The 25,685-nt window shown below is 65.1% G+C and carries 17 protein-coding genes; 10 read left to right on the top strand and 7 right to left on the bottom strand.

Annotation, left to right across the window (positions count from 1 at the left end):
• Positions 1-343 precede the first annotated feature (343 nt).
• The 5 genes from AC6H34_RS10925 to gcl form a co-directional block, all read right to left on the bottom strand.
• A complete protein-coding gene (locus AC6H34_RS10925; RefSeq protein ID WP_497538833.1) occupies positions 344-1,567 on the bottom strand; it encodes a M20/M25/M40 family metallo-hydrolase in 1,224 nt (407 codons plus the stop codon).
• 11 nt (positions 1,568-1,578) lie between these two features.
• The gene (locus AC6H34_RS10920; protein ID WP_448149968.1) at positions 1,579-2,847 is read right to left on the bottom strand and encodes an allantoate amidohydrolase; all 1,269 of its coding nucleotides are present in this window, start codon (positions 2,845-2,847) and stop codon (positions 1,579-1,581) included.
• A gap of 145 nt (positions 2,848-2,992) precedes the next feature.
• Positions 2,993-3,886 carry a 2-hydroxy-3-oxopropionate reductase gene (gene glxR, locus AC6H34_RS10915; RefSeq protein WP_448149969.1) on the bottom strand — a complete coding sequence of 298 codons (894 nt, stop codon included), beginning with the start codon at positions 3,884-3,886 and terminating at the stop codon, positions 2,993-2,995.
• Positions 3,887-4,055: 169 nt separating this feature from the next.
• On the bottom strand, positions 4,056-4,844 hold the full coding sequence (gene hyi, locus AC6H34_RS10910; protein ID WP_448149970.1) for a hydroxypyruvate isomerase: 789 nt from the start codon (positions 4,842-4,844) through the stop codon (positions 4,056-4,058).
• Positions 4,845-5,050: 206 nt separating this feature from the next.
• Positions 5,051-6,826: a glyoxylate carboligase gene (gcl, locus tag AC6H34_RS10905; protein ID WP_497538832.1), complete on the bottom strand. Its 1,776-nt coding sequence runs from the start codon at positions 6,824-6,826 to the stop codon at positions 5,051-5,053.
• Between the two features lie 139 nt (positions 6,827-6,965).
• Here gcl and AC6H34_RS10900 point away from each other — a divergent pair, with 139 nt between their 5' ends.
• Entirely contained in the window at positions 6,966-7,859 is an 894-nt protein-coding gene (locus AC6H34_RS10900) for a LysR substrate-binding domain-containing protein (RefSeq protein WP_448149972.1), read from the top strand.
• Positions 7,860-7,869: 10 nt separating this feature from the next.
• Here AC6H34_RS10900 and guaD read toward each other — a convergent pair whose 3' ends face one another.
• Positions 7,870-9,201, bottom strand: a complete 1,332-nt coding sequence (guaD, locus tag AC6H34_RS10895) for a guanine deaminase (RefSeq protein ID WP_497538831.1) — start codon at positions 9,199-9,201, stop codon at positions 7,870-7,872.
• A 465-nt stretch (positions 9,202-9,666) separates the two neighbouring features.
• Here guaD and xdhA point away from each other — a divergent pair, with 465 nt between their 5' ends.
• The 7 genes from xdhA to ku all read left to right on the top strand — a co-directional run bounded on the left by xdhA (position 9,667) and on the right by ku (position 20,557).
• Positions 9,667-11,151 carry a xanthine dehydrogenase small subunit gene (gene xdhA, locus AC6H34_RS10890; protein ID WP_497538830.1) on the top strand — a complete coding sequence of 495 codons (1,485 nt, stop codon included), beginning with the start codon at positions 9,667-9,669 and terminating at the stop codon, positions 11,149-11,151.
• A complete protein-coding gene (gene xdhB / locus AC6H34_RS10885) occupies positions 11,144-13,486 on the top strand; it encodes a xanthine dehydrogenase molybdopterin binding subunit (RefSeq protein ID WP_448149975.1) in 2,343 nt (780 codons plus the stop codon). Before xdhA ends, xdhB begins: the two co-directional genes overlap by 8 nt.
• 3 nt (positions 13,487-13,489) lie before the next feature.
• Positions 13,490-14,383 carry a xanthine dehydrogenase accessory protein XdhC gene (xdhC, locus tag AC6H34_RS10880; RefSeq protein WP_497538829.1) on the top strand — a complete coding sequence of 298 codons (894 nt, stop codon included), beginning with the start codon at positions 13,490-13,492 and terminating at the stop codon, positions 14,381-14,383.
• A gap of 201 nt (positions 14,384-14,584) precedes the next feature.
• A complete protein-coding gene (locus AC6H34_RS10875; RefSeq protein ID WP_448149977.1) occupies positions 14,585-16,546 on the top strand; it encodes a solute carrier family 23 protein in 1,962 nt (653 codons plus the stop codon).
• 167 nt (positions 16,547-16,713) lie between these two features.
• The gene (locus tag AC6H34_RS10870) at positions 16,714-17,043 is read left to right on the top strand and encodes a hypothetical protein (RefSeq protein WP_497538828.1); all 330 of its coding nucleotides are present in this window, start codon (positions 16,714-16,716) and stop codon (positions 17,041-17,043) included.
• 86 nt (positions 17,044-17,129) lie between these two features.
• Complete coding sequence (gene ligD, locus AC6H34_RS10865; RefSeq protein WP_497538827.1) at positions 17,130-19,760, top strand: DNA ligase D; 2,631 nt, start codon at positions 17,130-17,132, stop codon at positions 19,758-19,760.
• Positions 19,761-19,774: 14 nt separating this feature from the next.
• A complete protein-coding gene (gene ku, locus AC6H34_RS10860) occupies positions 19,775-20,557 on the top strand; it encodes a non-homologous end joining protein Ku (RefSeq protein WP_497538826.1) in 783 nt (260 codons plus the stop codon).
• Between the two features lie 171 nt (positions 20,558-20,728).
• On the opposite strand, the gene AC6H34_RS10855 is transcribed toward ku, so the two are convergent.
• Positions 20,729-22,399, bottom strand: coding sequence for an amidohydrolase (locus AC6H34_RS10855; RefSeq protein ID WP_497538825.1), 1,671 nt, complete (start codon positions 22,397-22,399; stop codon positions 20,729-20,731).
• A 491-nt stretch (positions 22,400-22,890) separates the two neighbouring features.
• Here AC6H34_RS10855 and AC6H34_RS10850 point away from each other — a divergent pair, with 491 nt between their 5' ends.
• A complete protein-coding gene (locus AC6H34_RS10850) occupies positions 22,891-23,625 on the top strand; it encodes a helix-turn-helix domain-containing protein (protein WP_497538824.1) in 735 nt (244 codons plus the stop codon).
• A gap of 902 nt (positions 23,626-24,527) precedes the next feature.
• The gene (locus tag AC6H34_RS10845) at positions 24,528-25,664 is read left to right on the top strand and encodes a TIGR03032 family protein (RefSeq protein ID WP_497538823.1); all 1,137 of its coding nucleotides are present in this window, start codon (positions 24,528-24,530) and stop codon (positions 25,662-25,664) included.
• Positions 25,665-25,685 lie beyond the last annotated feature (21 nt).

Below are 25,685 nucleotides of genomic sequence, written 5' to 3'. Positions count from 1 at the left end.
GAAGGCTTGCATACAGATCGCGCGCAGCGGCGGATGCAGCCAGGTTGGCGGGCACGCGGGCCGCAGGCCGAGCCTCCAAGCGAGGGGGCTCGGTCTGCGGCCTTTGCGCTGGGGCGCTCATGCCGAGAGGCGGCGTTTTTCTACCGCACGACGCCGAGGGCGGTTTCACTGCACGGAAATGACGAAGGAAGGGCGGCCTGACGGCCTCCGTTCCGCTGGCGAGAGGCCTCGCAGGGAAATCGCCGGCGCCCTTTCTTGTGGTCGGGGCCCGTGCACACAGAATGCGGGCGATACCCCCGGCTTCGTGGGGGAGGCCTTCGCGTTGCATCCCCCACATCCGCATCTACCCCATGACATCCGCCAGGGCGCAGGCAACCGCCTCCGTGGCCTTGTAGAGGTCCGGCAGATAGAGCCGCTCGTCGGCACGGTGGGCGTTTGCCTCCTCGATGGTGCGAGGACCGGCCCCGTAGAGGACGATCGGTATTCCCTTGGCGGCATAGTGCCTGGCGTCCGTGTAGAGCGGCACGCCGTTCGTCGCCACCGGCACGCCCATCACGCGGCTTGCCTCCCGGCACAGGGCCTCGGACAGGCGTTCGGAGCCGGGCAGCGGCGTCAGCGGCTCGGCCAGCAGGATGCGCCGCACCTCGACCCTGGCAGCGGGCGTCGCCTGCGCCGCGCCTTCGATCACCCGGCGCAGCTCGGCCTCCACGGCGTCCCCCTTCTCCTCCGGCACCATGCGGCGGTCGAGCCGGAAGGTCACGCGGTCGGGCACCACATTGGTGTTGATGCCGCCATGGATGAGGCCGACGGTAAGCTGCGGCGCCCCGATGCCCGGCACGGCCGAGACGCGAGTCGCCAGCGAACTGCGCCAGGTGTAGAGCGCGCCGAGGATATTGGTGGCGGCCTCCAGCGCATCGACGCCGGTCCACGGCTTGGCGGCATGGGCGGAGCGGCCGTTGACCTCCACCTCGAGGTGCAGGCAGCCATTGTGGGCGTTGACGACGGCGTAGGAGAAGCCGGCCGCGAGGGCGAGATCCGGCTTGGTGAGTCCCTCGGAGAGCAGCCAGCCCGGACCGATCTCGCCGCCGGCTTCCTCGTCATAGGTCAGGTGCAGCTCGACGGTGCCCTTGAACGGCTTGCCGAGCTGCTCCAGTGCCAGCAAGGCGAAGACATAGGTGGCGAAGTCTGACTTGGACACTGCGACGCCGCGGCCATACATCCAGCCGTCCACGATTTCGGCGCCATAGGGATCACGCGTCCAGCCTTCTCCGGGCGGAACCACGTCGCCATGGGCATTGAGGGCGATCACCGGCCCGTCGCCGAAACGCTTGCGCACGATCAGGTTGGTGGCCGAGATCATGCCGTGCTGCCGTACGAGGGCCTCCGGCACGACGTGGCGTTCGACGCTGAAGCCGAGGCCTTCGAGCATCCTGGTGGTGCGCTCGGCGTGGGCAGCGCAATCGCCGGCGGGATTGTCGGAAGGAACTCGAACGAGTTCCGCGAGGAATTCGGTCTGGCGCTGCCGCTCCCCTTCGAGATAGGTGCGGATGGTGTCTTTGATGGTCATGATCGTCTCGTTCAGGCTGGAAGTTTGGAAAGGGGACAGGGCAGGCGGCGCAGGAAGCCGACAAGGACCTCCACCGCCGTGCTGACATCGTCGGTACGCACGGCCTCTGCGGGATTATGACTGATGCCGCCCCGGCAGCGCACGAACAACATGGCGATCGGACAGAGGCTCACCATGGCCAGGCCATCATGGCCCGCGCCGCTGGAGAGGAGCCGCCTCGGCAGATTCATGGCGCCGAGAGTCGCCTTGAACTCGCCGATGAGGCGCGGGTCGCAGCGGGCCGCGGCTTCGTCATAGGTCCTGGCAACCGTGACGGTCACGCCGCGCCGCTCGGCGATGGCCTCGAAACGCGCCTTCAGCGCGCCGATGGCATCGAGGCGATGCCCGTCATCGGGACTGCGGATGTCGATGGTGAAATGGGCGCTGGCGGGAATGACGTTGACGGCGCCCGGCCGCAATTCGCACGTTCCCACGGTGGCCACGAGATCCCCTGCAGAGGCAGCCACATTCTCGACGGCAAGGATCATCTCCGCCGCCGCAGCGCCGGCATCCAGGCGCAGATCCATCGGAACCGTGCCGGCATGGCCCGCCTTGCCCTCGACGTCGACCTTGAACCGGCTGGCCCCATTGATGGCCGTGACCACACCAACCGGGAGGTCCTCGGCTTCCAGAACCGGCCCCTGCTCGATATGGACCTCGACATAGGCGAGCGTGGCGGCTGGATCGCGGCCGAGATGGGCGACGCCGTCGGGATTGCAGCCAAAGTCGAGCAGGGCCTGCCGCAGGCTGATGCCGGCCTTGTCCAGGGCATCGAGATTGGGCGTCTCGAAGGTACCCGCGAGCGACCGCGAGCCGGTGAGGGTGACGGGAAAGCGCACGCCCTCCTCGTCGCCGAAAGCCAGGACCTCGACGGCGAAGTCAAGCCGCTGGCCCACGGCATGCAGGGCGGCCACGGCCTCGATTGCGGCGACCACGCCGAGATTTCCGTCGTAGCGTCCGGCATTGCGCACGGTATCGATGTGGGAACCGAGCAGCAGGACCGGCGCGTCGGGCACCCGGCCTGGGTAGTGGCCGACGAGCGAGCCGGCATCGTCGACCTCGGTCGACATCCCCGCCTCCTCCATCCAGCCGCGCACCATCGCCACCGCCCGGCTGTGCTCCGGGGTCAAGTAGAGGCGGGTCAGCGCACTGAGCTCGCTCGTACAGGCGGCAAGCTCGTCGAGCCGTTCCATCACGCGGATGCCGGCAGGCGTGCCGGGTCTTTCACGAGACCGCCTCATGACAGTCGAACTCCTTGGGGCAACGCCAGCGCAGCCCGGAAATCATTGACGCTCCCGATGGCCGGGCCGGCAAGACCGGCCGCGGCCGCCAGGATACGCTCGTTCGGCACGACCGGCGGCGTCGCCGGCCGGCTTGCCTTCGTCGTCACGCCTTGGCCGGTGCGCCGATCTCATGGTTGGCCATCAGTTCCAGCGCCCGGACCATGCCGGAATGGTCCCACGCTGCCCCGCCATGCGAGACGCAGGCATTGAAGAGTTCCTGGGCGGTGGCGGTGTTGGGCAGGCTCACGCCGAGCTGGCGTGCGCTGTTGAGCGCGAGGTTGAGATCCTTCTGGTGCAGGGCGATGCGGAAGCCAGGTTCGAAGGTGCGCTTGACCATGCGCTCGCCATGCACCTCCAGGATGCGCGATGCCGCGAAGCCTCCCATCAGGGCCTGGCGCACGCGGGCGGGATCCGCCCCCGCACGGGAGGCGAACAGCAGCGCCTCGCCGACGGCCTCGATGGTGAGCGCCACGATGATCTGGTTGGCGACCTTGGTGGTCTGGCCGTCGCCATTGCCGCCGACCAGCGTGATGTTCTTGCCCATCTTCTCGAACAGGGGCCTTGCGCGTTCGAACGCCGCCTCGGGGCCGCCGACCATGATGGTGAGGGACGCGGCCTTGGCGCCGACCTCGCCGCCCGAGACCGGCGCGTCGAGATAGTCGCAGCCGAGTTCGTTGATGCGCTTGGCGAACTTCTTGGTCTCGACAGGTGCGATCGAGCTCATGTCGACCACCAGCTTGCCGGCGCTGAGCCCGGAAGCGATGCCGTTCTCGCCGAACAAGGCGCTTTCGACATCCGGCGTATCGGGCACCATGGTGATGACGATGTCGGCCTTGCGGGCGACGTCGGCGGGCGTGGCGCAGGCGCTGCCGCCGGCCTTGACGAGGGCTTCCGGCACGCCGCCCAGCGAATTGAGGAAAAGGGTGTGACCGGCCGCGATGAGATGCCCCGCCATCGGGGAGCCCATGATGCCAAGTCCGACGAAGCCGATATTCATGAGAAGAGTCCTTGTTGGGTAAGGGCTCCTTCTCCCCTTGCGGGAGAAGGTCGCCGAGAAAGGCGAGGTCGGGTGAGGGGCCTTGCAACCTCACCGGCAAAGTGGGGAAGCCCCTCTTCCCCCTGCCGGGGCCTTCTCCCGCAAGGGGGGAGGAAGGATCGTTCCGCCATCAGGCAGCCTTGTCGTTCACGCCACGAAACCAGCCGAGACCAGCCTCGGTGTCGTCCTTGGGCTTGTATTCGCAGCCGATCCAGCCGGCGTAGCCGAGGCTGTCGAGCCACTGGTAGAGGAAGGGATAGTTGATCTCGCCGGTGCCGGGCTCGTTGCGGCCGGGATTGTCGGCGAGCTGCACGTGCCAGATCTGCGGAAGGAAGCGCTCGATCGTACGCGCGAGATCCCCCTCCATGATCTGCATGTGATAGATATCGTATTGCAGGCCGACATTGTCCGAGCCCACCTCGGCGATGAGACCGGCGGCCTGGCGGGTATCGGTAAGGTAGAAGCCCGGAATGTCGCGGGTGTTGATCGCCTCGATCACAAGGCGGATGCCGGCGCGCTTCAGTTCGCCCGCCGCATGGCGGATATTGGCCACGAAGGTCTCCTTTGCCTCCGCCGGATCGACCGTGGACGGCTGGATGCCGGCGAGACAGTTGATCATCTTGCAGTCGAGCGCCGTGGCATAGTCGATCGCGCGGGCAACCCCCTCGCGAAACTCGTCGCGCCGGTCGGGCAGGCAGGCGATACCGCGCTCGCCGCCGGCCCAGTCGCCCGCCGGCAGGTTGTGAAGGACCTGCCGGAGCTCGTGGCGACGCAGGGCCTCGACGAGCTCCTCCTTGGGGAAGGGATAGGGAAAGAGATATTCCACACCAGTGAAGCCGTTGCGGGCGGCCGCCTCGAAGCGCTCCATGAAGGGCACTTCGTTGAAGAGCATGGTGAGGTTGGCGCAGAAGCGGGGCATTGGGGATCCTGTCTCAAATATCGATCGAGAGGCTAGTGCTGCCCCTCACCTCATTCCTCCCTCGCAAGCGGGGCGAGGGGATTCTGGCGTTGCGCTGTACCCGCTGCGCTCATCATCTCGCGCGACGGTTGCGGCTCCTTCGCCCCATCTGCGGGGAGAGGGTAAGGGGGACGGGCGGCTCGACGATTGCCGATTTGCCCCTCGCCTCAATCCAGCAGCGCGATGGCGGTCGGCGCATCCTGGGCATCCTGGGCGAGGTCCTCGAACTCGGTGACCTTGTCGAGATCCGTACCCATCGCGACGTTGGTGACGCGTTCGAGGATGACTTCGACCACCACCGGCACGCGCAGATGCGCCGCCATCTTCTTGGCTTCCAGGAAAGTCTCCTGCAGCTTTTCCGGATCGGTGACGCGCAGCGCCCGGCAACCGAGGCCCTCGACAACCTTGACGTGGTCGACACCGTAGACACCCAGTTCCGGGGCGTTGATGTTCTCGAAGGAGAGCTGGACCTGGAAATCCATGTTGAAGCCGCGCTGCGACTGCCGGATCAGGCCGAGATAGGCGTTGTTCACCAGCACATGCACATAGGGCAGGTTGAACTGGGCGCCCACTGCCAGTTCCTCGATCAGGAACTGGAAGTCGTAGTCACCCGAGATCGCCACCACCGAGGCGCCGCGATCCGCGGCGCAGACGCCGAGCGCCGCGGGCAGCGTCCAGCCGAGCGGGCCGGCCTGGCCGCAATTGATCCAGCCGCGCGGCTTGTAGACGTGCAGGAACTGCGCCGCCGCAATCTGGGAGAGGCCGATGGTCGAGACATAGGTGGTGTCGCGACCGAAGGCGCGGTTCATCTCTTCATAGACGCGCTGGGGCTTGATCGGCGTCTCCGTGAAATGGGTTCGGCGCAGCATGGTGCGCTTGCGCTCGCGGCATTCCTCGAGCCAGGCCGAGCGATCCCTGAGGGCACCCCTGGCCTTGAGGTCGCGGGCGGCCTCGATGAAGAGATCGAGCGCGGCGCCGGCGTCGGAGGCAATGCCGTAGTCGGGCGCGAAGACACGGCCGATCTGCGTCGGCTCGATGTCGACATGCACGAATTTGCGGCCCTTGGTGTAGGTCTCGACCGTTCCCGTATGGCGGTTGGCCCAGCGGTTGCCGATGCCGAGCACGAAGTCGGAGGCGAGCATCGTGGCATTGCCATAGCGGTGGCTGGTCTGCAGGCCCGCCATGCCCACCATCAGAGGGTGGTCGTCCGGGATCGTGCCCCAGCCCATCAGCGTCGGCACCACGGGCACGCCCACGAGTTCGGCGAAGGTGACCAGCTTGGCCGAAGCGTCGGCATTGATGATGCCGCCGCCCGCCACGATCAGCGGCCTCTCGGCCTCCTGCAGGAGGCCGATGGCCTTGTCGATCTGGGCACGCGTCGCCTTGGGCTTGTGCACCGCCAGCGGCTCATAGGTCTCGGGATCGAACTCGATCTCGGCCGTCTGCACGTCGAAGGGAAGGTCGATCAGCACTGGGCCGGGGCGGCCGGAACGCATGAGGTGATAGGCCTGCTGGAAGGTGCCGGGCACCTGCGCCGGCTCCATGACGGTGACGGCCCACTTCGCCACGGGCTTGGCGATGGCCGCGATGTCGACGGCCTGGAAGTCCTCCTTGTGCATGCGGGCCCGTGGCGCCTGCCCGGTGATGCACAGGATCGGGATCGAGTCGGCCGAGGCGGAATAGAGGCCGGTGATCATGTCCGTGCCTGCCGGGCCTGACGTACCGATGCACACGCCGATATTACCCGCCTTCGCGCGGGTGAATCCTTCGGCCATGTGGGAGGCGGCCTCTACATGGCGCGCGAGCACATGCTTGATCTGGTTGCGGGGGCGCAGCGCAGCGTAGAGCGGGTTGATGGCCGCACCCGGCACGCCGAAGGCGCAGGTCGCGCCTTCCTTCTCCATGATGTGCACTGCTGCTTCGGCAGCGGTCATGCGCGCCATCGGCGTTCTCCTTGCATCTTTGTTCTGGCCGGGCGGCATGTTCCGCCCTTTTGATGCCCAAGGATTGCGCAGAGCCATCAATTAGTCCAATATATGGTTCGATATAATCAATATGTAAAAGATATCGACAGGCGCAGGCATGGAGCTCCGGCATCTACGCTATTTCATTGCACTTGCAGAGGAATTGAGCTTCACCGCCGCCGCGCAAAAGCTTCATATATCGCAACCGCCTTTGAGCCAGCAGATTCGCGATCTTGAACATGAATTGGGCACACTGCTGTTTTTAAGAACAAGCCGGAAGGTGGTGTTGACCGAGGCGGGCACGGCTTTCCTGGCTCATGCGCGCAGCATCATCGCGAGCGCCGAACTTGCCGCGACGCAGGTGCGGGCGATCGGCCAGGGCATGACGGGCGCCCTCAACGTCGCCGCGACGGGCTCGATGCTGCTCGGTCCGCTCGCCGCCCTGATGGCGGACTACCAGCGCCGCTTCCCCGCCGTCGTGGTCGGCCTGCAGGAGATGGCGCCGGACGCGCAGCTCAACGCACTCCTGACACGCGCCGTGGACGTGAGCTTCCTGCGCCTGCCGCCCGCCGATGCCGAGTTGATGCGCGAGACGGCGTGGCGGGAGCCGGTAGGCGTGTTCCTGCCCGCCGGACATCGCCTTGCCGGCCGCGGCGCCATCGCCCTGTCGGAGCTGAGCGACGACGATCATGTCTTCCTGCGCCTGCGCGATTCGACCTTCGCGGACTATCTGCGCAAGTGCTGCATCGAGGCCGGCTTCATGCCGCGCATCACCCAGCAGGTGATCGAAGCCTATTCGCTGACCAGCCTGGTCGCCGCCGGCTTCGGCGTGGCTCTCGCTCCCCGCAGCGCAAGCGCCCTGTCGCGGCCGGAAGTCGTGTATCGCGACCTCATGCCCCCTGCCCCGGCGGCGGACGTCTCCATGGTCTACCCGCGCGACCAGAGCCCGGTGCTGACACGCTTCCTCTCCTTCGCTCGCCGGTTCCTCGCGGAATGGCGGGCGAAGCAATAGCTGAACTCCCCTATGCGCGCTTGCGCGGCTTCCTGGCCTCGCCCATCACATAGGTCTCTTCCACGGCCCGGTCGTCGCCCATGGTGACCAGCACGAAAAGTTCCTCCGCGAGCGTCGTCACCGTTTCCATGCGATGGGACATGGCGGGCGTCGCGCGAGCGTCGAGCACCACGGCGTCGCATTCATGGCCCGGCTCGAAGCTGCCGATCAGATGGTCCAGGCCGATGGCGACGGCGTTGCCCCGGGTCATGGCATGGAACAGCGCGAAGGCGTCGAGGCGATTCCCGCGCAGCTGCTGTACCTTGTAGGCCTCGTTCATGGTCTGCAGCATGGAATAGGAGGTGCCGCCGCCGATATCGGTGGCGACCCCGATATGGACGGGACGCCTGGAATCGCGCGCCGCCTGCCAGTCGAACAGGCCGGAGCCCAGGAAGAGGTTCGAAGTCGGGCAGTGCACGGCCACCGCGCCAGCGTCCGAGAAGCGCTGCCGCTCGCTCTCGCTGAGGTGGATGGCATGGCCCATCAGCGACTTGCGGCCGAAGAGACCGTATTTCTCATAGATGGCGGTATAATCAGCGCAATCCGGATAGAGGCGCTTGGCGGTGGCGATCTCCTCCAGGTTCTCCGAGACATGCGTCTCGACCAGGCAGTCCGGATGCTCCCGCGAGAGCGTGCCGGCCGCCTCGAGCTGCTCGGGCGTGGAGGTGATGGCGAAGCGCGGGGCAATGGCGTAGAGCTGGCGGCCGCGGCCGTGCCAGCGCCCGATCAGCGCCTTGCTCTCGTCGTAGCCCGTGCGCGGCGTATCCGTGAGGGCGTCGGGTGCGTAACGGTCCATCATCACCTTGCCGGCGGCCATGCGGGTATTGCGGCGTTCGGATTCGGCGAAGAACGCCTCGGCCGATGTCGAATGCACCGAGCAGAAGGCCACGGCGGTGGTGGTGCCATTGGAAAGCAATTCGTCGAAGAAGAAGGCCGCCCCCCGTGCCGCGTGGGCCGGATCGGCATATTTCTGCTCCTCGACGAACGTGTAGGTGTTGAGCCAGTCGAGCAACTGTGCGGCCCAGGAGGCGACGACCTGCGTCTGCGGCAGGTGGATATGGGGATCGATGAAGCCGGGCACGATCAGCTTGCCGGCATGATCGCGCACCTTCGCGGCGGCCGGCAGCAGCGGCTGCAGGGCGTTTGTCTCACCAACCGCGATAATCCGCCCGGCCTTGAGTACGAGAAGACCATCCTCGATGTGGCGGACAGCCGCCGCGCCGTGCTCCTCGGGACTCTCGACGAACCAGAGCAAACGTCCGCGCAGGGCCGTATCCGCTCGAGAAATATCATTCACCGTCAAGATGTTACGTCCTTCTGACTGGAGCGTGGCAAGCTCGGAGAGGCGACCTTCGGGACTATCTCAGCACAAGATACCCCCTATCATGACGCGGAGCATAACCGCTTCACCGTCAGCGGATTGTCACATTTTTTTTGGAAGTCCTTCATATGGCACGCCCCTACCGGCACGGGCGGGAGGGGCAGATTATAGACCCTACAAAGAGGCCAACAACAAAGCCCAACGAGAACAACGACTTCGGGGGAACTTGCCGGCAAGGGAGACCGGGTGCCAAGCCCCCGCTTGAATTTCGATCCCTTGCGATCGGCAGGCCCGCCAAGGTCCCACCCGGCATGTCCGCGCCACGGAACATGCGGCGTTTGCGAGCAGGGCGTGCGACCGCCGCCGGCTCAACCAGTGTCCCCATCGACTACGCCTACGAGGCCCGCGCCGCGATGGCAGCGCCATGCCTTGCCCCAAACCCCATGGATGATCATGCGCCGAACCGTAAAATTCCTCCTGAACGATCGCATGCAGACGCTGGAAGGGCTCGACCCGACCCTGACCCTGCTCGACTGGCTTCGCAACGAGTGCCGGCTGACCGGCACCAAGGAAGGTTGCGCCGAGGGCGATTGCGGTGCCTGTTCCGTGCTGGTGGGACGATTGCGCAACGGCGAACTGCGCTATGAGGCGATCAATGCCTGCATCCGCTTCGTCGCCACGCTGGACGGTTGCCACGTGGTCACCGTCGAGCACCTGAAGAAGGCTGCCGGAGGGCTGCATCCGGTACAGCAGGCCATGGTGGAGCTCCACGGTTCGCAATGCGGCTTCTGCACGCCGGGGATCGTGATGTCGCTCACGGCGCTGTGGCTCGCCCACGACACGCCGCCGTCCCATGAGCGCATCGAGGAAGCCCTCGCGGGCAATCTCTGCCGCTGCACCGGCTATGGCCCGATCGTGGCCGCGCTCGACCGGGCCTACGAGATCGAGGCCTCCGGCGCCGACCGTCTCCTCGTCGAACGCGCCGATATCGTCCGCAAGCTCGGCCTTCTCGCCGACCGGCAGGTCATCGAAATCGGCGACGGCGAGCGCACCCTGTTCGCGCCGGCCACGGCGGACCAACTCGCCGACCTCGTTGCCGCCCATCCCGACGCGACGGTCGTGGCCGGCGCCACCGATGTCGGCCTGTGGATCACCAAGATGCTGATGCGCCCGGCCAAGGTCATCTCTCTCAGCCGGGTCGGTGAACTCGACCGCATCGAGGACAAGGGCGACCGCATCGTCATCGGGGCGCTCGTCTCGGTGCGCGACGCCCGGCAGTCGCTCGGCGCCCTCGATCCCCAGATCGACGAGATGCTGCGCCGCTTCGGCAGCGAGCAGGTACGTAACGCCGGCACCATCGGAGGCAACGTCGCCAATGGTTCGCCGATCGGCGATTCGCCCCCGCTCCTCATCGCGCTCGACGCGAGCGTGACGCTGCGGCGCGGCAGCGAGCGGCGCACCCTGTCGCTGGAGAAGTTCTTCATCGCCTACAAGAAGCAGGATCGTCAGCCGGGCGACTTCGTCGAGGAGATCATCGTCCCCAAGCCGAAGCCCGGTGCGCTGATCCATGTCTCGAAGATCTCGAAGCGTTTCGACGAGGACATCTCGTCGGTCTGCGGCGCGTTCCGCCTCGAACGCGATGCCGGCGGTACGGTAACGGAAGCCATCCTCGCCTTCGGCGGCATGGCGGCAACGCCCAAGCGCGCCGCCGCGGCGGAGGCGGCACTCGTCGGCAGGAGGTTCGACCGCGCCAGCGCCGAAGCCGCGGCCGAGGCGCTCGCCAGTGATTTCGCCCCCCTCGACGACTGGCGGGCCAGCGCGCGCTATCGCGCCACCGTCGCCGCCAATCTGATCCGCCGTTTCCAGGCTGAAGCCGCTGCCGGTGCCCCGCACCGAGTGGCCGGCATCCTGCGGAGTGACGTCCATGCATAAGCCCGTCTTCGCCACCAACCGCAACGTCATCACCGGCGGCGTGTACCAGTCGACCCGCCATGACTCCGGCCACAAGCACGTGGCAGGCGAGGCGCTCTATATCGACGATATGCCAGAACCCGCCGGCCTCCTGCATGCCGCGCTGGGCCTGTCGCATTGCGCCCACGGCGTGATCACCGGGATGGACCTTTCCGCCGTCCTCGCCAGCCCAGGCGTCGAAGCGGTGCTGACGGTGGACGACATTCCCGGCGTCAACGACGTCAGTCCCTCCAACCATCACGACGATCCGATCTTCGCCGAGAAGCGGGTGATGTTCTACGGCCAACCGCTGTTCGCGGTGATCGCCCGCACCCGCAACGAGGCACGCCTCGCCGCCGCCAAGGCCAAGGTGAGCTACCAGGAAGAACCGCCCGTGCTCACCATCGCCGAGGCGCGCAGGAGCGGCATGGATTATGTGGCCGAGCCGATGTCGCTCAACCGCGGCGACGTCGAGGCCGCGATGGCAGCCTCGCCCCATCGCATCAAGCGCTCGATGAACCTCGGCGGCCAGGAGCATTTCTACCTGGAAAGCCACATCGCCCTGGCCATCCCGGGCGAGGACGGCGACATCACGCTCTATTCCTCCACCCAGCACCCCAGCGAGATCCAGCATTCGGTGGCACATGTGCTGGGCGTGCCCTCCAACGCCGTCACCGTCGAGATCCGCCGCATGGGCGGCGCGTTCGGCGGCAAGGAAACCCAAGGCAACATCTTCGCTGCCATCGCCGCGCTCGGCGCCCGCAAGACCGGCCGGGCCATCAAGCTCCGGCCCGACCGTGACGAAGACATGGTCGCCACTGGCAAGCGCCATGACTTCGTGATCGATTACGAGGTCGGCTTCGACGATGAGGGCCATATCCTGGCCGTCGATGCCGTCTTCGCGGCGCGGTGCGGCTTCTCGGCCGATCTCTCGGGTCCCGTGACCGACCGTGCCCTCTTCCATGCCGACAATGCCTATTTCTACCCGGCGGTCCGGCTGAACGCGCAGCCCTGGCGCACCCATACAGTCTCCAACACCGCCTTCCGCGGCTTTGGCGGCCCGCAGGGGGTGATCGGCGCCGAGCGGATGATCGAGGAGATCGCCTACGCCCTCGGCAAGGATCCCCTGGAGATCCGCAAGCGCAACTTCTACGGCGAAAAGGGCAATGTGACGCCCTATCACCAGACGGTGGAGGCCGACCTCTCCGCCGAGATCATCGGCAAGCTCGAGGCTTCCTGCGACTACCAGGCCCGGCGCGCCGCCATCCGCGAGGAGAATGCGCGTGAGAACGCGAACGGCGGCATCTTCCGGCGCGGCATCGCGCTGACGCCGGTGAAGTTCGGCATCTCCTTCACGAACTCCTGGCAGAACCAGGCCGGCGCCCTCGTCAACGTCTACAGCGACGGCTCGGTGAGCGTGAACCACGGCGGCACCGAAATGGGCCAGGGTCTCTACATCAAGGTCGCCCAGGTGGTGGCCGAGGCCTTCCAGATCGACCTCGACATGGTGAAGATCACGCCGACCACCACGGCGAAGATCCCCAACACGTCCCCGACCGCCGCCTCCTCCGGCACCGACCTCAACGGCATGGCGGCGCTGAATGCCTGCAACAACATCAAGGAGCGCCTGATCGCCTTCGCCCGCGACAAGTTCCAGGTGCCGGAAGACCAGGTCATCTTCCTGCCGGGCCGGGTGCGGGTGGGCAATCGGGAAATCGAATGGCCGGACTTCGTGAAGGAGGCCTATGGCAACCGCATCCACCTCTCCTCGTCCGGCTTCTATCGCACGCCGGACATCTACTGGGACCGCAAGGCGGGCCGCGGGCGCGCCTTCTACTACTACTCCTACGGTGCCGCCGCCTCCGAGGTGGTGGTCGATACGTTCACCGGCGAATATCGGGTGGAACGGGTCGACATCCTGCATGACGTCGGGGCCTCGCTGAACCCCGCGATCGACATCGGCCAGATCGAAGGCGGCTTCGTGCAGGGCATGGGCTGGCTGACGACCGAGGAACTGTGGTGGGACGCCAAGGGGCGCCTGCGTACCCATGCGCCCTCCACCTACAAGATTCCGGTCGCCTCCGACCGCCCGCGCATCTTCAACATCGAACTCCTCAACAAGCCGAACCACATGCCTTCGATCCACCGCTCGAAGGCCGTGGGCGAGCCGCCGCTCGTCCTGCCGATTTCGGTCCTGCACGCCCTGTCTGATGCCGTGGCGAGCGTCGCCGACTACCGGATCTTCCCCAATCTCGATGCGCCGGCCACGCCCGAACGCGTGCTCTTCGCCATCGAGGCGTTGCGCGCGAAAGGATAGGCCATGGTCGACCTCGAGATCGGCGCCCTTCTCTCCCGGACCGAGGCGGATGGCCGCCATGCCGTCCTGGTCCAGATCACGTCGACGCTGGGCTCGACCCCGCGCGGCAGCGATGCCCTGATGCTGGTGACGGAGGCCGAGATGGCCGGCACCATCGGCGGGGGCCATCTCGAGTTCCATGCCATCGACGTGGCGCGCTCCATGCTGGTCGAAGGGCGGGAGACCAGGAGCGGGATCGTGGCCCAGAGCATGGACCTGCCGCTCGGCCCGATGATGGGGCAATGCTGCGGCGGCCATGTCACCCTGCGCTTCGAGCCGGTGACGACGCGTATCGCCGCCTGGCTCGGCGATCGTGAAGCGGCGCTCATGGAAGCGCGGCCGCCGATCCTGGTGTTCGGCCTCGGCCATACCGGCCGGGCGCTCGCCGCCATGCTCGCCATGCTGCCCTACGCAGTCACCCTGGTGGACGACCGGGCGGAGCTGCTGACGGGGTTGCCGGACAATTGCCGCGTTCGCCACCTGGAAGACCCCGCCGACGCGATCGCCGATGCCCCGGCCGGGGCCGCCTATGTGATCCTCACCCACAGCCACGCGCTCGACTACCGCCTCACGGAAGCTGCTCTCGAGCGGCGCGATGCCGCCTATGTCGGCATGATCGGCTCACGCACGAAGCGAAAGCGCTTCGAAGCGCAGTTCCTGCGCAATGCCGGCACCACGGCCATGCTGACCGAACTCACCTCCCCGATCGGCGGCTCCGATGTCGACGACAAGCGTCCGGAGATCATTGCGAGCCTCACTGCCGCCGAGTTGATCCGTTGCTTCGCCCAGCACGCCGCACGGCTGCAACGGCAGGACCAGCCGCATCTCGCCGACCCCGCCACAGCCAGAGCGGGGTGACGCACACAGCCATTCAAGACGACGGAGGAAACCCAACCGAAGCGTTCGGAGACACATGCCAGACCTCTTCCGCGGCGTCCTTGCGGAGGCATCGCGACACGTGAATCCCGCGGCTTCCAAGATCTACAGCCCATCAAACCGATCCATCAGCCCCAAGAAGAAACCGGGCGATGCGAGATCCACCGACAAGGGGGACGTTAGATGACTACGCTTGCAGATACCAACAAGGCCGCCAGTGCGGCGACGGGGCGACCAGCCAAGGTCCATCCCGTCGACGAAATCCTGCCGGTCGCCAAACTCGCAACCTACGGGTTCCAGCACGTGCTGGCGTTCTATGCCGGTGCGGTTCTGGTGCCGATCATCGTGGCGGGTGCGCTAAAGCTCTCGCCGGAGCAACTGATCCACCTGATCAACGCCGACCTGTTCACCTGCGGCATCGCCTCGATCATCCAGGCTGTGGGCTTCGGCAATGTCGGCGTGCGCCTGCCGCTGCTGCAGGGCGTCACCTTCACCGCGGTCTCGCCGATGATCGCCATCGGCCTCGCCGCCACCGGCGGCGCCGGCGGCACCCCGGGCCTGCTCGCCATCTACGGCTCGGTCATCGTGGCCGGCGTCTTCACCTTCCTCGCCGCCTCCTACTTCGCCAGGCTGACGCGCTTCTTCCCGCCCGTGGTCACCGGCTCGGTGATCCTGATCATCGGCGTGGCGCTGCTGCCGGTCGCCGCCAACGACATCGTGCTGGGCCAGAGCCCGATGGCGATCCAGAACCCGGTGATGCTCAAGAACCTGGCCTATGCCTTCGGCACGCTCGGGCTGATCGTCATGATCCAGCGCGTCTTCACCGGCTTCATGCAGACGGTGGCGGTGCTGATCGGCCTGGTCGCCGGCACCGTGGTCGCCTGGCTGCTGGGCGATGCCCATTTCGGCGAGGTCGCCACCGCAAACTGGGTGGGCTACACCTCCCCCTTCTACTTCGGCTGGCCGACCTTCTCCTTCACCGCCATCCTGTCGATGATCGTGGTGATGGTCATCACCATGGTGGAGACCACCGGCGACGTCTACGCCACCGGCGAGATCGTCAAGAAGCGCATCCGGCCCGAGGATATCGGCCGGGCCATCCGGGCCGACGGCATCGCCACCTTCATCGGCGGCGTGCTGAACTCCTTCCCCTATACCTGCTTTGCCGAGAATGTCGGGCTGGTGCGCCTCACCCAGGTCAAGAGCCGCTGGGTGATCGTGGCCGCCGGCATCATCATGATCGTCCTGGGCTCGCTGCCCAAGGCGGCGGCCATCGTCGCCGGCATTCCGCTGCCGGTCCTGGGCGGGGCGGCGCTCGCCATGTTCGCGGCGGTGGCCGTGGTCGGCATCCAGACGCTGAGCAAGGTCGACTTCAACAACCATGCCAACATCGTCATCGTCTCCACCAGCGTGGGCCTGGGCATGCTGGTGACGGCCCAGCCCTATGTCGCCAATGCCTTCCCGGACTGGGTCCAGATCATCTTCGGCTCGGGCATCACCCTGGGTGCCCTCGCCGCCATCCTCCTCAACATCCTCTTCAACCATGTCGGAACGGCACATAGCCCCGCGGTGGCCGGGAGACCCGGAGGAACCCTGGTCACACTCGCGGACGTGAACGAGATGTCGCCGGCTGAATTCGCGAAGACCTTTGGCGGCCTGGTCGAGAACACGCCCTGGGTGCTGGAGCGGGCCTATGCGCTGCGGCCCTTCGCCGACACCACCGCCCTGCGCTCGGCCTTCCACGATGCCCTGCTCACCGGCTCCGCCGAGGAGCAGCTCCAGCTCCTCAACTCCTTCGACGATCTCGGCAGCGAGAGCGGCGCGCCCAACGCCTACCTCGCCGACCACGCGAGCGCCGGCATCGACGGTCTCGACAGCGAAGATCTCGGCAAGGTTCACGAGCTGGCGGTCGCCTACCGCAAGCATTTCGGCTTCCCGCTCATCGTGTGCGCCCGTGAGGTGGAGCGTTATGAGCGGGTGCTGGCCAATGGCTGGTCGCGCATGGCCAACTCGCCGGGCGTGGAGCGTGCGTCCGGGCTGATCGAGATCGCCAAGATCGCCAATCATCGCTTCGACCGACTGGTGGCCAACGCCAACCCGATCGCTTCGGCTCAGGTGCCACAGTTCATCGAGCAGCCGGCCTGATCAGTAACGGCAAGCAAAACGTCCGGCGCATCCCCTGCGCCGGACGTTTTATGACACTTTTATGACAATCAACCGGTATCATACGTCGGATAGAGGTGTTGTTTGTGACAAAGCCATGACGCATGGTCTGCCCGATTCTTGCCAGAGCGCATATGAAGGACAGACTCGTGGGCGATACGAAGAAGAAGATTTACGAACATTTGATTGAAGGCGCCACCTCCGGGCTGACTGACGACGCCCTCTATACTTTCATCGTCAAGAAAGTTCCCAAGGCCAACAGCAAGCGTATTGTCCGTGCGGGTTTCCTTGCCCTCAGCGACCCTGCCTTGACGGACAGGAATATCCTCAACGTCATCTATGCCCTGGCCATCAAGCATCGTCTTGCGGCAGATACCCTTGAGGAAGACGCGGACGACATCGACAGCTCCACGAAAGCGGCCGACACGACTTCGAAGGCCGGCGACTCCACCCCCTCGGAGAAGAAGCGGAAGAAATAGACGACGCTCGCCGGCGCGGGTGCCGGCACTGGCCGGGAACTACCGTCTGCCGTAAAAGTTCTCCCTTTCCGGGAGGCAACAGGCCTATGGCGACTGAAACCCTGCGCAGATATCGGGAGAAACGCGATTTCTCCAAGACCCGCGAGCCATCCGGCGAAGCTGCCGTGGCAGCCTCCAACCAGCGCCGTTTCGTCATCCAGAAGCATGATGCGACACGGCTCCATTATGATCTGCGCCTGGAACTGGACGGCGTCTTCAAATCCTGGGCGGTGACAAAAGGGCCTTCACTGGATCCGGCCGACAAGCGGCTGGCGGTGGAGGTCGAGGATCACCCGCTCGACTATGGCGACTTCGAAGGAACAATCCCCAAGGGCCAATATGGCGGCGGCACGGTGCTGCTCTGGGATCGTGGCTCCTGGACGCCGGAGGGCTCAAAATCACCCGAGGAAGCATTGGCCGAGGGCGATCTCAAGTTCCGGCTGGATGGCGAGAAGCTGCACGGCAGCTGGGTTCTGGTGCGGATGAAGCACGATCGGACAGGGGGCAAGCGCACCAACTGGCTGCTGATCAAGCATCATGACGACGACGCGGTCCCCAAGCGGGGCGATGCCATCCTTGGCGAGGACCGCTCCGTCGCATCGGGCCGTACTATGGCGGCTATCGCCGCTGGCAAGGGCAAGGCGCCCACGCCGTTCATGATGCGGGGCAAGGGAACCATACCTGATGCCGTCTGGGATTCCCGAAACGGCATGGCGGCCAAGCAGAGGAAGGCGGCAGGCAGGCGCCGGACGGCGGCCACGCCCATCCAGACGATTCCCGGTTTCGTGCCGCCGCAGCTCTGCCAGGTGGTGGAACGTCCCCCCTCGGGCGAAGGGTGGGTCCATGAGATCAAGTTCGACGGCTATCGCATGCAGCTTCGCAAGGCCGGTGACGATGCCCGGCTGCGAACCCGGAAGGGGCTTGACTGGACGAAGCGCTTCATCGCCATCGCCGAAGCTGCCGACGTGTTGCCGGATTGCCTCCTCGATGGGGAGGTCGTGGCGCTCGACGCGGAGGGTGCCCCCAGCTTCGCGGCTCTCCAGGCGGCCTTGTCCGAAGGGCATAGCGAGGATCTCGTCTTCTTCGTCTTCGACCTTCTTTTCGAGGGCGGCGAGGACCTGAGGGAACTGCCGCTGGAAGAACGCAAGGACCGCCTTCGATCGCTCCTTGCCGGCAGTGAGGCAGGCTCCGTCATCCGCTTCGTGGAGCACTTCGGGACGGGCGGCGACGCTATCCTGAACTCGGCCTGCCGCCTCTCCCTCGAGGGCATCGTCTCCAAGCGCCTGGATGCGCCCTATCGCTCGGGACGCAGCGGGGATTGGACCAAGGCGAAATGCCGCGCGGGCCACGAAGTGGTGATCGGCGGCTGGTCGACCACCGAGGGCAAGTTCCGTTCGCTCCTGGTCGGCATCCACAGCGGACAGCACTTCGTCTATATCGGCCGTGTCGGTACCGGCTACGGCCGCGAGGCCGTCGCCCGGCTGATGCCGAAGCTGAAGCCCCTGGAGGCGAAGAAGTCGCCCTTCACCGGCGTGGGAGCTCCGCGTCATGCTCCGGGCGTGCACTGGACAAAACCGGAGCTGGTTGCTGAAATCGTATTCGCGGGGTGGACGGGCGATGGCATGGTACGCCAGGCGGCCTTCAAGGGACTGCGGGAGGACAAGCCCGCGGCGGAAGTAGAGGCCGAAAAGCCTGTGCCACCCAGAGAAGCGGATCTAGCCGAGGCGGATGCTGCAGTGACGTCGAAGTCAGCAGGAAGCAAGGGCAAGCCGGTGGTCGCCGGCGTGGCCATCTCGCACCCCGACAAGGCGCTCTGGCCGGACGCCGGGGACGGCAAGCCGGTCACCAAGGAGGAGCTCGCCCATTATTTCGAGGCGGTCGGCGGCTGGATGATGCCCCATCTCCAGGGCCGCCCCTGCTCGATCGTGCGGGCGCCTGACGGTATCGGCGGCGAGACGTTCTTCCAGCGCCACGCGATGCCGGGCACCTCGAACCTGCTCGAACTGGTCAAAGTGGAGGGCGACAAGAAGCCTTATCTTCAGGTTGACCGTCCCGAGGGGCTGATCGCGCTTGCCCAGATCGGCGCCCTGGAACTGCATCCCTGGAACTGCCGCCCGGGCGAACCGGACGTTCCCGGGCGATTGGTCTTCGATCTCGATCCCGGCCCCGACGTACCCTTCCCAGCCGTGGTCGATGCCGCCCGCGACCTCCGCGAGAGGCTGGAGGCACTGGGACTGGTGAGCTTCTGCAAGACGACGGGTGGAAAGGGCCTGCATGTGGTGACGCCGCTGGCGAAACCTGCCCGCGACGCGCTCGGCTGGGACGAGGCCAAGGCCTTTGCCCGGCAGGTCTGCGCCGAACTGGCCGCGGACAGCCCGGAACGCTATGTCATCAAGATGGCCAAGGACGTTCGCGGCGGCCACATCTTCCTCGACTATCTGCGTAATGACCATACAGCGACTGCGGTGGCGCCTTTGTCGCCCCGTGCCCGTCCCGGAGCCACCATATCGATGCCGCTGACGTGGAACGAAGTGCGCAGCGACCTCGATCCCAAGGCCTTCACGCTTCGCACGGTGCCGGCCCTGATCGCCAGATCCAAGGCCTGGGCCGACTATGCCGAAAGCGAGAAGCCGCTCGCGGACGCCACCAGGAAGCTGGGAACGGTCTGCGGAAAATAGCTCGGAGAACGCCGATGGCCGTGCGAACTTTCTGGAAGGGCTATCTCAAGCTTTCACTGGTGACTTGTGCGGTGGCGATGTCGCCGGCGACGTCGCAATCCGAGAAGCTGCGTTTCCATACCCTCAACCGCAAGACCGGCAACCGCGTGCAGAGCCGTTATGTCGATGCCGTCACCGGCAAACCCGTCGCCGAAGAGGATGAGGTGAAGGGCTATCCGCGCGGCGAGGACGATTATGTCTTGCTGGAGGACGAGGAGATCGAGGCGGTGGCGCTCGACTCCACCCGTACGATCGACATCGAGACCTTCGTGCCGCAGGATTCCATCGACTGGATTTGGTACGACACGCCTCACTACCTCGTTCCCGACGACGAAGTGGGCAAGGAAGCCTTCACCGTCATCCGCGAAGCCATGCGCGCATCGAAGGTCGCCGGCATTGCACGACTGGTGCTCTATCGCCGCGAGCGGGCCGTGATGCTGGTGTCGCGCGGCAAGGGCATCGTGGTCTGGACCCTCCGCTATGGCGACGAGGTCCGGCGGGAGGACGACTATTTCGCCGATATTCCCGCGGAGAAGCCCGACCCCGACGCAAGGAAACTCATCGACAAACTCATCGAAACCCGCAGCCTCGACTGGTCGCCGTCGCTGATCCGGGATCCGGTCGAGGACCGGCTGAAGGAGATCATCGCGGAGAAGAAGAAAGGCCGCAAACGTGCCAAGCCCGCACCGCCCGAGACGACGCAGGGCAACGTGATCAACCTGATGGACGCGCTGCGCAACAGCCTGAAGGCGAAGTAGGGGAATCCGGTCGCGCGGGCATCCTGCCTATGGCGGGCTCCGTGGGAAAAGCCGCAGAAAGGGAGTGTCGGGCACCGATCGACATCCCGGAAGCGATGCCCCTTGCCGGAGAGTAGAAGCGATCGGTGATCGCCCCTCCGTGTCTGGCGCGCTTATTCCCCGGCGTCTCCACTACTCCCGATGCGTGACCACCCCGTCGCAGATCGTCACCAGCGGACGCAGCGCGGCGATCTCCTCATGCGGCGTCGCCTCGACGTCGCCGGAGAGAACGACGATGTCCGCAAGGTAGCCGGCCTTCAGCACGCCCTTGCGGTCTTCCATGAACTCCACCCAGGCGCCTTCGCTCGTATAGGCGGCAAGGGTCTCCTGCAGGGTGAGCCGCTGGTCGGGCATGTCGGCCCGCCAGGGCTTTCGCGTCATCGCATCGTGGATGCAGCTCAGGGGAGAGAGCGGGGAGACGGGCCAGTCGGTGGCGAAGACGATGCGGGCGCCCGCATCCTTCAGAGTGCGCCAGGCGAAGGCATAGGGCCAGCGAGCCGGCCCGATTCGGGTGAGATAGGGCTCCCGCGGCAGGCCGGCCGAGCCGGGCGGATGGGTCGGCTGCATGGAAGCGACGGTGCCGAGCTCGACGAAGCGTCCGATATCGTCGGGATTGACCACCTCGATATGTTCGATTCGGTGGCGGCTGTCGCGCGGGCCGTTGGTTCCACGGGCCGCTTCGTAGCCGTCGAGCACCAGCCGCACCGCACCGTCGCCGATCGCATGCACGGCAACCTGCAGGCCGTGCCTGTCGGCCTCCACCGCCACGCGCGCGAAATGCTCCTGCGTGAACAGGGGCTCGCCCTTCCAGCCGGGCTGGTCGGCGTAATCGTCGACCATGACGGCGGTGCCGGATTCGGTCACCCCGTCGGCGAAGACCTTGACGAAATCGCTGCGCAGGCGATCGCCGGCAAAGCGCTCGCGCCAGGCCACGGCCTTCTCCTCGATCATGGAGAGCGGCATGAAATTCTTCATATGGAAGGGCATGCGCACGCGCACCGGCAGGCCGTGCTCGCGCTCGATCTCCTCGAGGATCTCGAGCTGGTAGAGATTGCCGTCCATCGCCTGCACGCTGGTGATGCCGAGTTCGGCGCAATAAGCGAGCCCCCTGCGGATGAGGGCGAGGTCGGATGCGCGCTCCTCGGCAGTGACATGGTCGGGGTCGCCGCCGGTGCCGATGCCGAGATGGTCGCGGCCGGCCGTGATGCCCATCTCGGCCACGGGATCGATGGCATTGGCCTCCTTGAGTTCGCCCGTCGCCAGCCCATCCTCGCCCATGACGATCTCGTTGCCGACCCCGACGTCGCGCCCCTGCAGGATTCCGGCCGCCCTCAGCGCCGCCGTATTGGCCCAGGCGGTGTGGCGGTCGGGCGAATACATCACGAAAGGCCGGTCCGGCAGGATGGCGTCGAGATGATGGCGGGTAACCTTCTCGGTCTCGGACAGGATGGTATAGTCCGCGGAGAGGCCCACCAGCAGGCTCAGATCCGGGTTCTGCGCCGCATAGGCGCCGACTGCCGATTTCAACGCCTCGAAGCCCTTGACGCCGAACAGCGAGAGCTGCGTGAGGCTGACGGAACCACCGAAGATATGCATATGCGCTTCGTTGAAGCCGGGCAGTACCGAGCATCCGCCGGCATCGACATGCCTGGTGCCGGGTCCCGCCAGCGACAGGATCTCGGCTTTGCCGCCGACCGCCACCAGCCTGTTGCCGGCCACGGCAAGCGCCTCGGCCCTGGGATGAGCCTCATCCATGGTCAGTATGCGGGCATTATGGATGATGAGATCGACGCGGTCCGACATGATGTCCCCTTCCATGGCGATGCCAGTCATAGGGCAAGAGCGCGAGGCTTCAAGCGATTCCTGCCGGGACAGACAGGGAGTTCCGATCGAGCGGGCCCCGGCCCTCGATGTCCCCGGAAAGAGCAGATTCCCCATCGTTTCGAGATCCGGCTATCGGCGGCTTGAGATGTTCCGGGGCCGCCCCAACGCGCTTCATATCGGTCACGATTCGCGATCGCCTCCTCATCCGCCGCAGGAAGGCATCTGCGCGCTCGCATTGTTGCACCGACATCGGAAATGATCGTTTCGCATAACAAATTGATCATTGCATGGGAGATAGCTCGCCAACATGCGTATATACCCTAACGTTAATCGTTGAAAATCTCGATATTTCATGCAAATAGATACGAATAGAAATATAACAGAAATATAGTTTGTGTCATATCGAAGTACTTATGAGATTTTAGTGAGAGTTAACCTGCAAGCGTTCATCGACAAGGGCAGCTTAACTCTTGAAACGCACAAACGATAAAGCCTCTCTTAGCACTCGTAGTGAAGAAAAAGTAGCCACGGCTACGCCTCACTTTGTCTCTGAGTATGGCAAATCCCTGGACGATGACACTCGAAGGAAGATTGCCAGCATCTTCGCGGGCTCCAGAAGAGCTGTCCAGAGCCTGATGATGCGCAAAGGCATCCGCGGCCGCACCGAATCCAGGCCTTTCTTTTCAGGGTCGCAGGATGAGCTCGTTGGCTTGATGGAAGGGTTGTTGCGGCTCACGGGCCCATCATCCGATCCGATGAGCGAATTCTACCTGAGAAGTCTCGCCAACTTGTATTGGCTGCTCGCCACAAGCCGGAATCCAGTCGCCGCCACATCTCAGAAGCAGGCTCGCTACGTGGGTTTGTCGGCTCCCATCCGCCAGAAAGTGGAGCGCTTCATGCGCCTCAATCTGGCAAGCCGGATCGAACTGCACGACATGGCCTCCGTCGTGAACATGTCGCAGAGCCATTTTCGGCGAGCGTTTCAAATAAGCGTAGGCATTCCCCCGCATCAGTTTCTTCTGAAGTTGCGTATTGAGGCCGCCGAGCGTCTGCTGCTCGATACCGACCTGCCGGTCGCCACGATCGCACTGAACTGCGGCTTCGCAAGTCAGAGCCACGTAACCAAGGTGATGCAGCAATTTCGAGGCGTCACGCCCGGCGCCCTTCGGAGGAGCCGGCGAGTACGTGCCGAGGCGGCGGATTGACGGCAGACGCCGAGGCTCTTCCCATGCGGCTTGCGGATCGTCCTCTGACGTCCGCATCGTCGTGTCCGCCGGACGATGGCATTTCTCCACGATCTCGCACCGAAGATTCGGACCTCCACAGGCTTCATCGTGGGCCTTCGCACAACCTGCGTATCGAGACCGGATCTGACGGGTTCTGCGATCCGGCGTCCTCGCAGGAAGCAAATAAACGCGTCTGATCTCCTAAAACCACAACCGATTGGCCGCCCTGTGCAGCCCAGGCAGCGGCATCGACGCAGCCATGAATGTCAGCGAGGCGGGGATCGGAGGAAGGACTCGGCCCGGATCGCCGGACTCCCGGGCGCAAGCAGCCCGATGCTCCCAGCAAGCCATCATGTCGTAGAGTCATTCTCAGCATACCGCCTGAGAAACTGAAATTTCCGAAACTCTAACAGTGTTGCACATCTACAATATGATCATTGTATTTATATTATTTGCTAAAATTAATGGTCACATTATTATAAAAATGGATCATTTTATATAAAATGTGGTTTGACTTGTACGTAATACGATAGCTACCCTGAGTTGTAGTCGCATGGCTTTGGATACTCCGGCATGCGCTTCGAGCATTATAGTAGAGGAAACCAGGGGCCAGGCTTAACATTCTCATATTGAGTTCTCTTCTTCACAGACCCTTACGTCATGATGTCGTGGCTACCTGACGCAGGGCCATCGGACGAACTTCACCGACGAAAAATCCGACACGTCTGCAGCAGCCGGATCTGGTGAGTTCCGGAAGGATCGGGGCGGCTGGATTAGCTGAAGCCCCTGTCAGCAGAGCTTGAGCGTCTGCGACGGGCAACGGCTCGCTTGGTCCTGGCAAGAACGAGAGCGAGCCTGGAAAACATCGAAAGCCGGAGCAAATGTCCCTTTCAGATTCCACTGCCGTCCTGGAGCAGGACACCGGCAGCGACCAGACCACGGCGAGTCCCCTGCGGCAGGCCGAGCCAGCCGCCGTGGAAGGCGTCAGCTACTCGGTCTCGCCCGGGTTCGTTGCGACCCTGGCGCGGCTGAATCTCTCGGTCGCCATCTCCTCCTACCAGTCGGGCAAGTTCTACCTGCTGGGCCGCAATCCCGCGGGCGGCCTGATGGTGGACGAGCGCCTGTTCCACAAGGCCATGGGCATCGCCGTGGAAGGCAACGCGCTCATCCTGGCCACGCTCTTCCAGATACACCGCTTCGAGAACGTGCTCGAGGAAGGCCAGTTCATCAACCACACCTTCGATGCCTGCTACGTGCCGCGCATCAGCTTCACCACCGGCGTCCTCGATGCCCATGATGTCGGGCTGACGGCCGAGGGCGAGGTCGTCTTCGTCAACACCCGCTTCAACTGCCTGGCGAGCCTCGCGCGCGCTAGGAGCTTCACGCCGATATGGAAGCCCCCCTTCATCTCGCACATCGTCGATGAAGACCGCTGCCATCTCAACGGCATGGCGATGCAGGAGGGCCGGCCGGCCTATGTCACCGCCGTGAGCCGCTCCAACACCATCGACGGCTGGCGCGACCGGCGCACCGGCGGCGGGGTCGTCATCGACGTCGCCACCGGCGATATCGTCTGCGAGGGGCTGTCCATGCCCCATTCGCCCCGCCTCCACCAGGGGCGGCTGTGGATCCTGAACTCCGGCGCCGGCGAGCTTGGCTGGGTCGACCGCGACAGCCGGACCTTCCATCCCGTCGCCTTCTGCCCCGGCTTCCTGCGCGGCCTGGCCTTCGCCGGGCGCTACGCCCTCGTCGGCCTCTCCAAGCCGCGCTACGAGCGCTTCGAGGGCCTCCCGCTCGACCGCAAGCTGAAGGACGCCGACTCCGAGCCATGGTGCGGCCTCCAGGTCATCGACCTCGACACCGGCACCTGCATCGACTGGTTCCGCATCGATGGCGCCGTCGCAGAGATCTACGACGTCGCCGCACTGCCCGGCGTCGCATGCCCGATGTCGCTCGGCTTCGCCTCAAACGAGATCCAGACCCTCATCACACATGAGGAGCTCAAATCCGGGGACTGAAAACCGCTGAACGGATAGCGG

The sequence above is a fragment of the Labrys sp. ALF-8 genome, assembly GCF_059699065.1.
The sequence above is the reverse complement of the archived record's forward strand: the minus strand, read 5'-3'. Positions and strand labels throughout refer to the sequence as shown.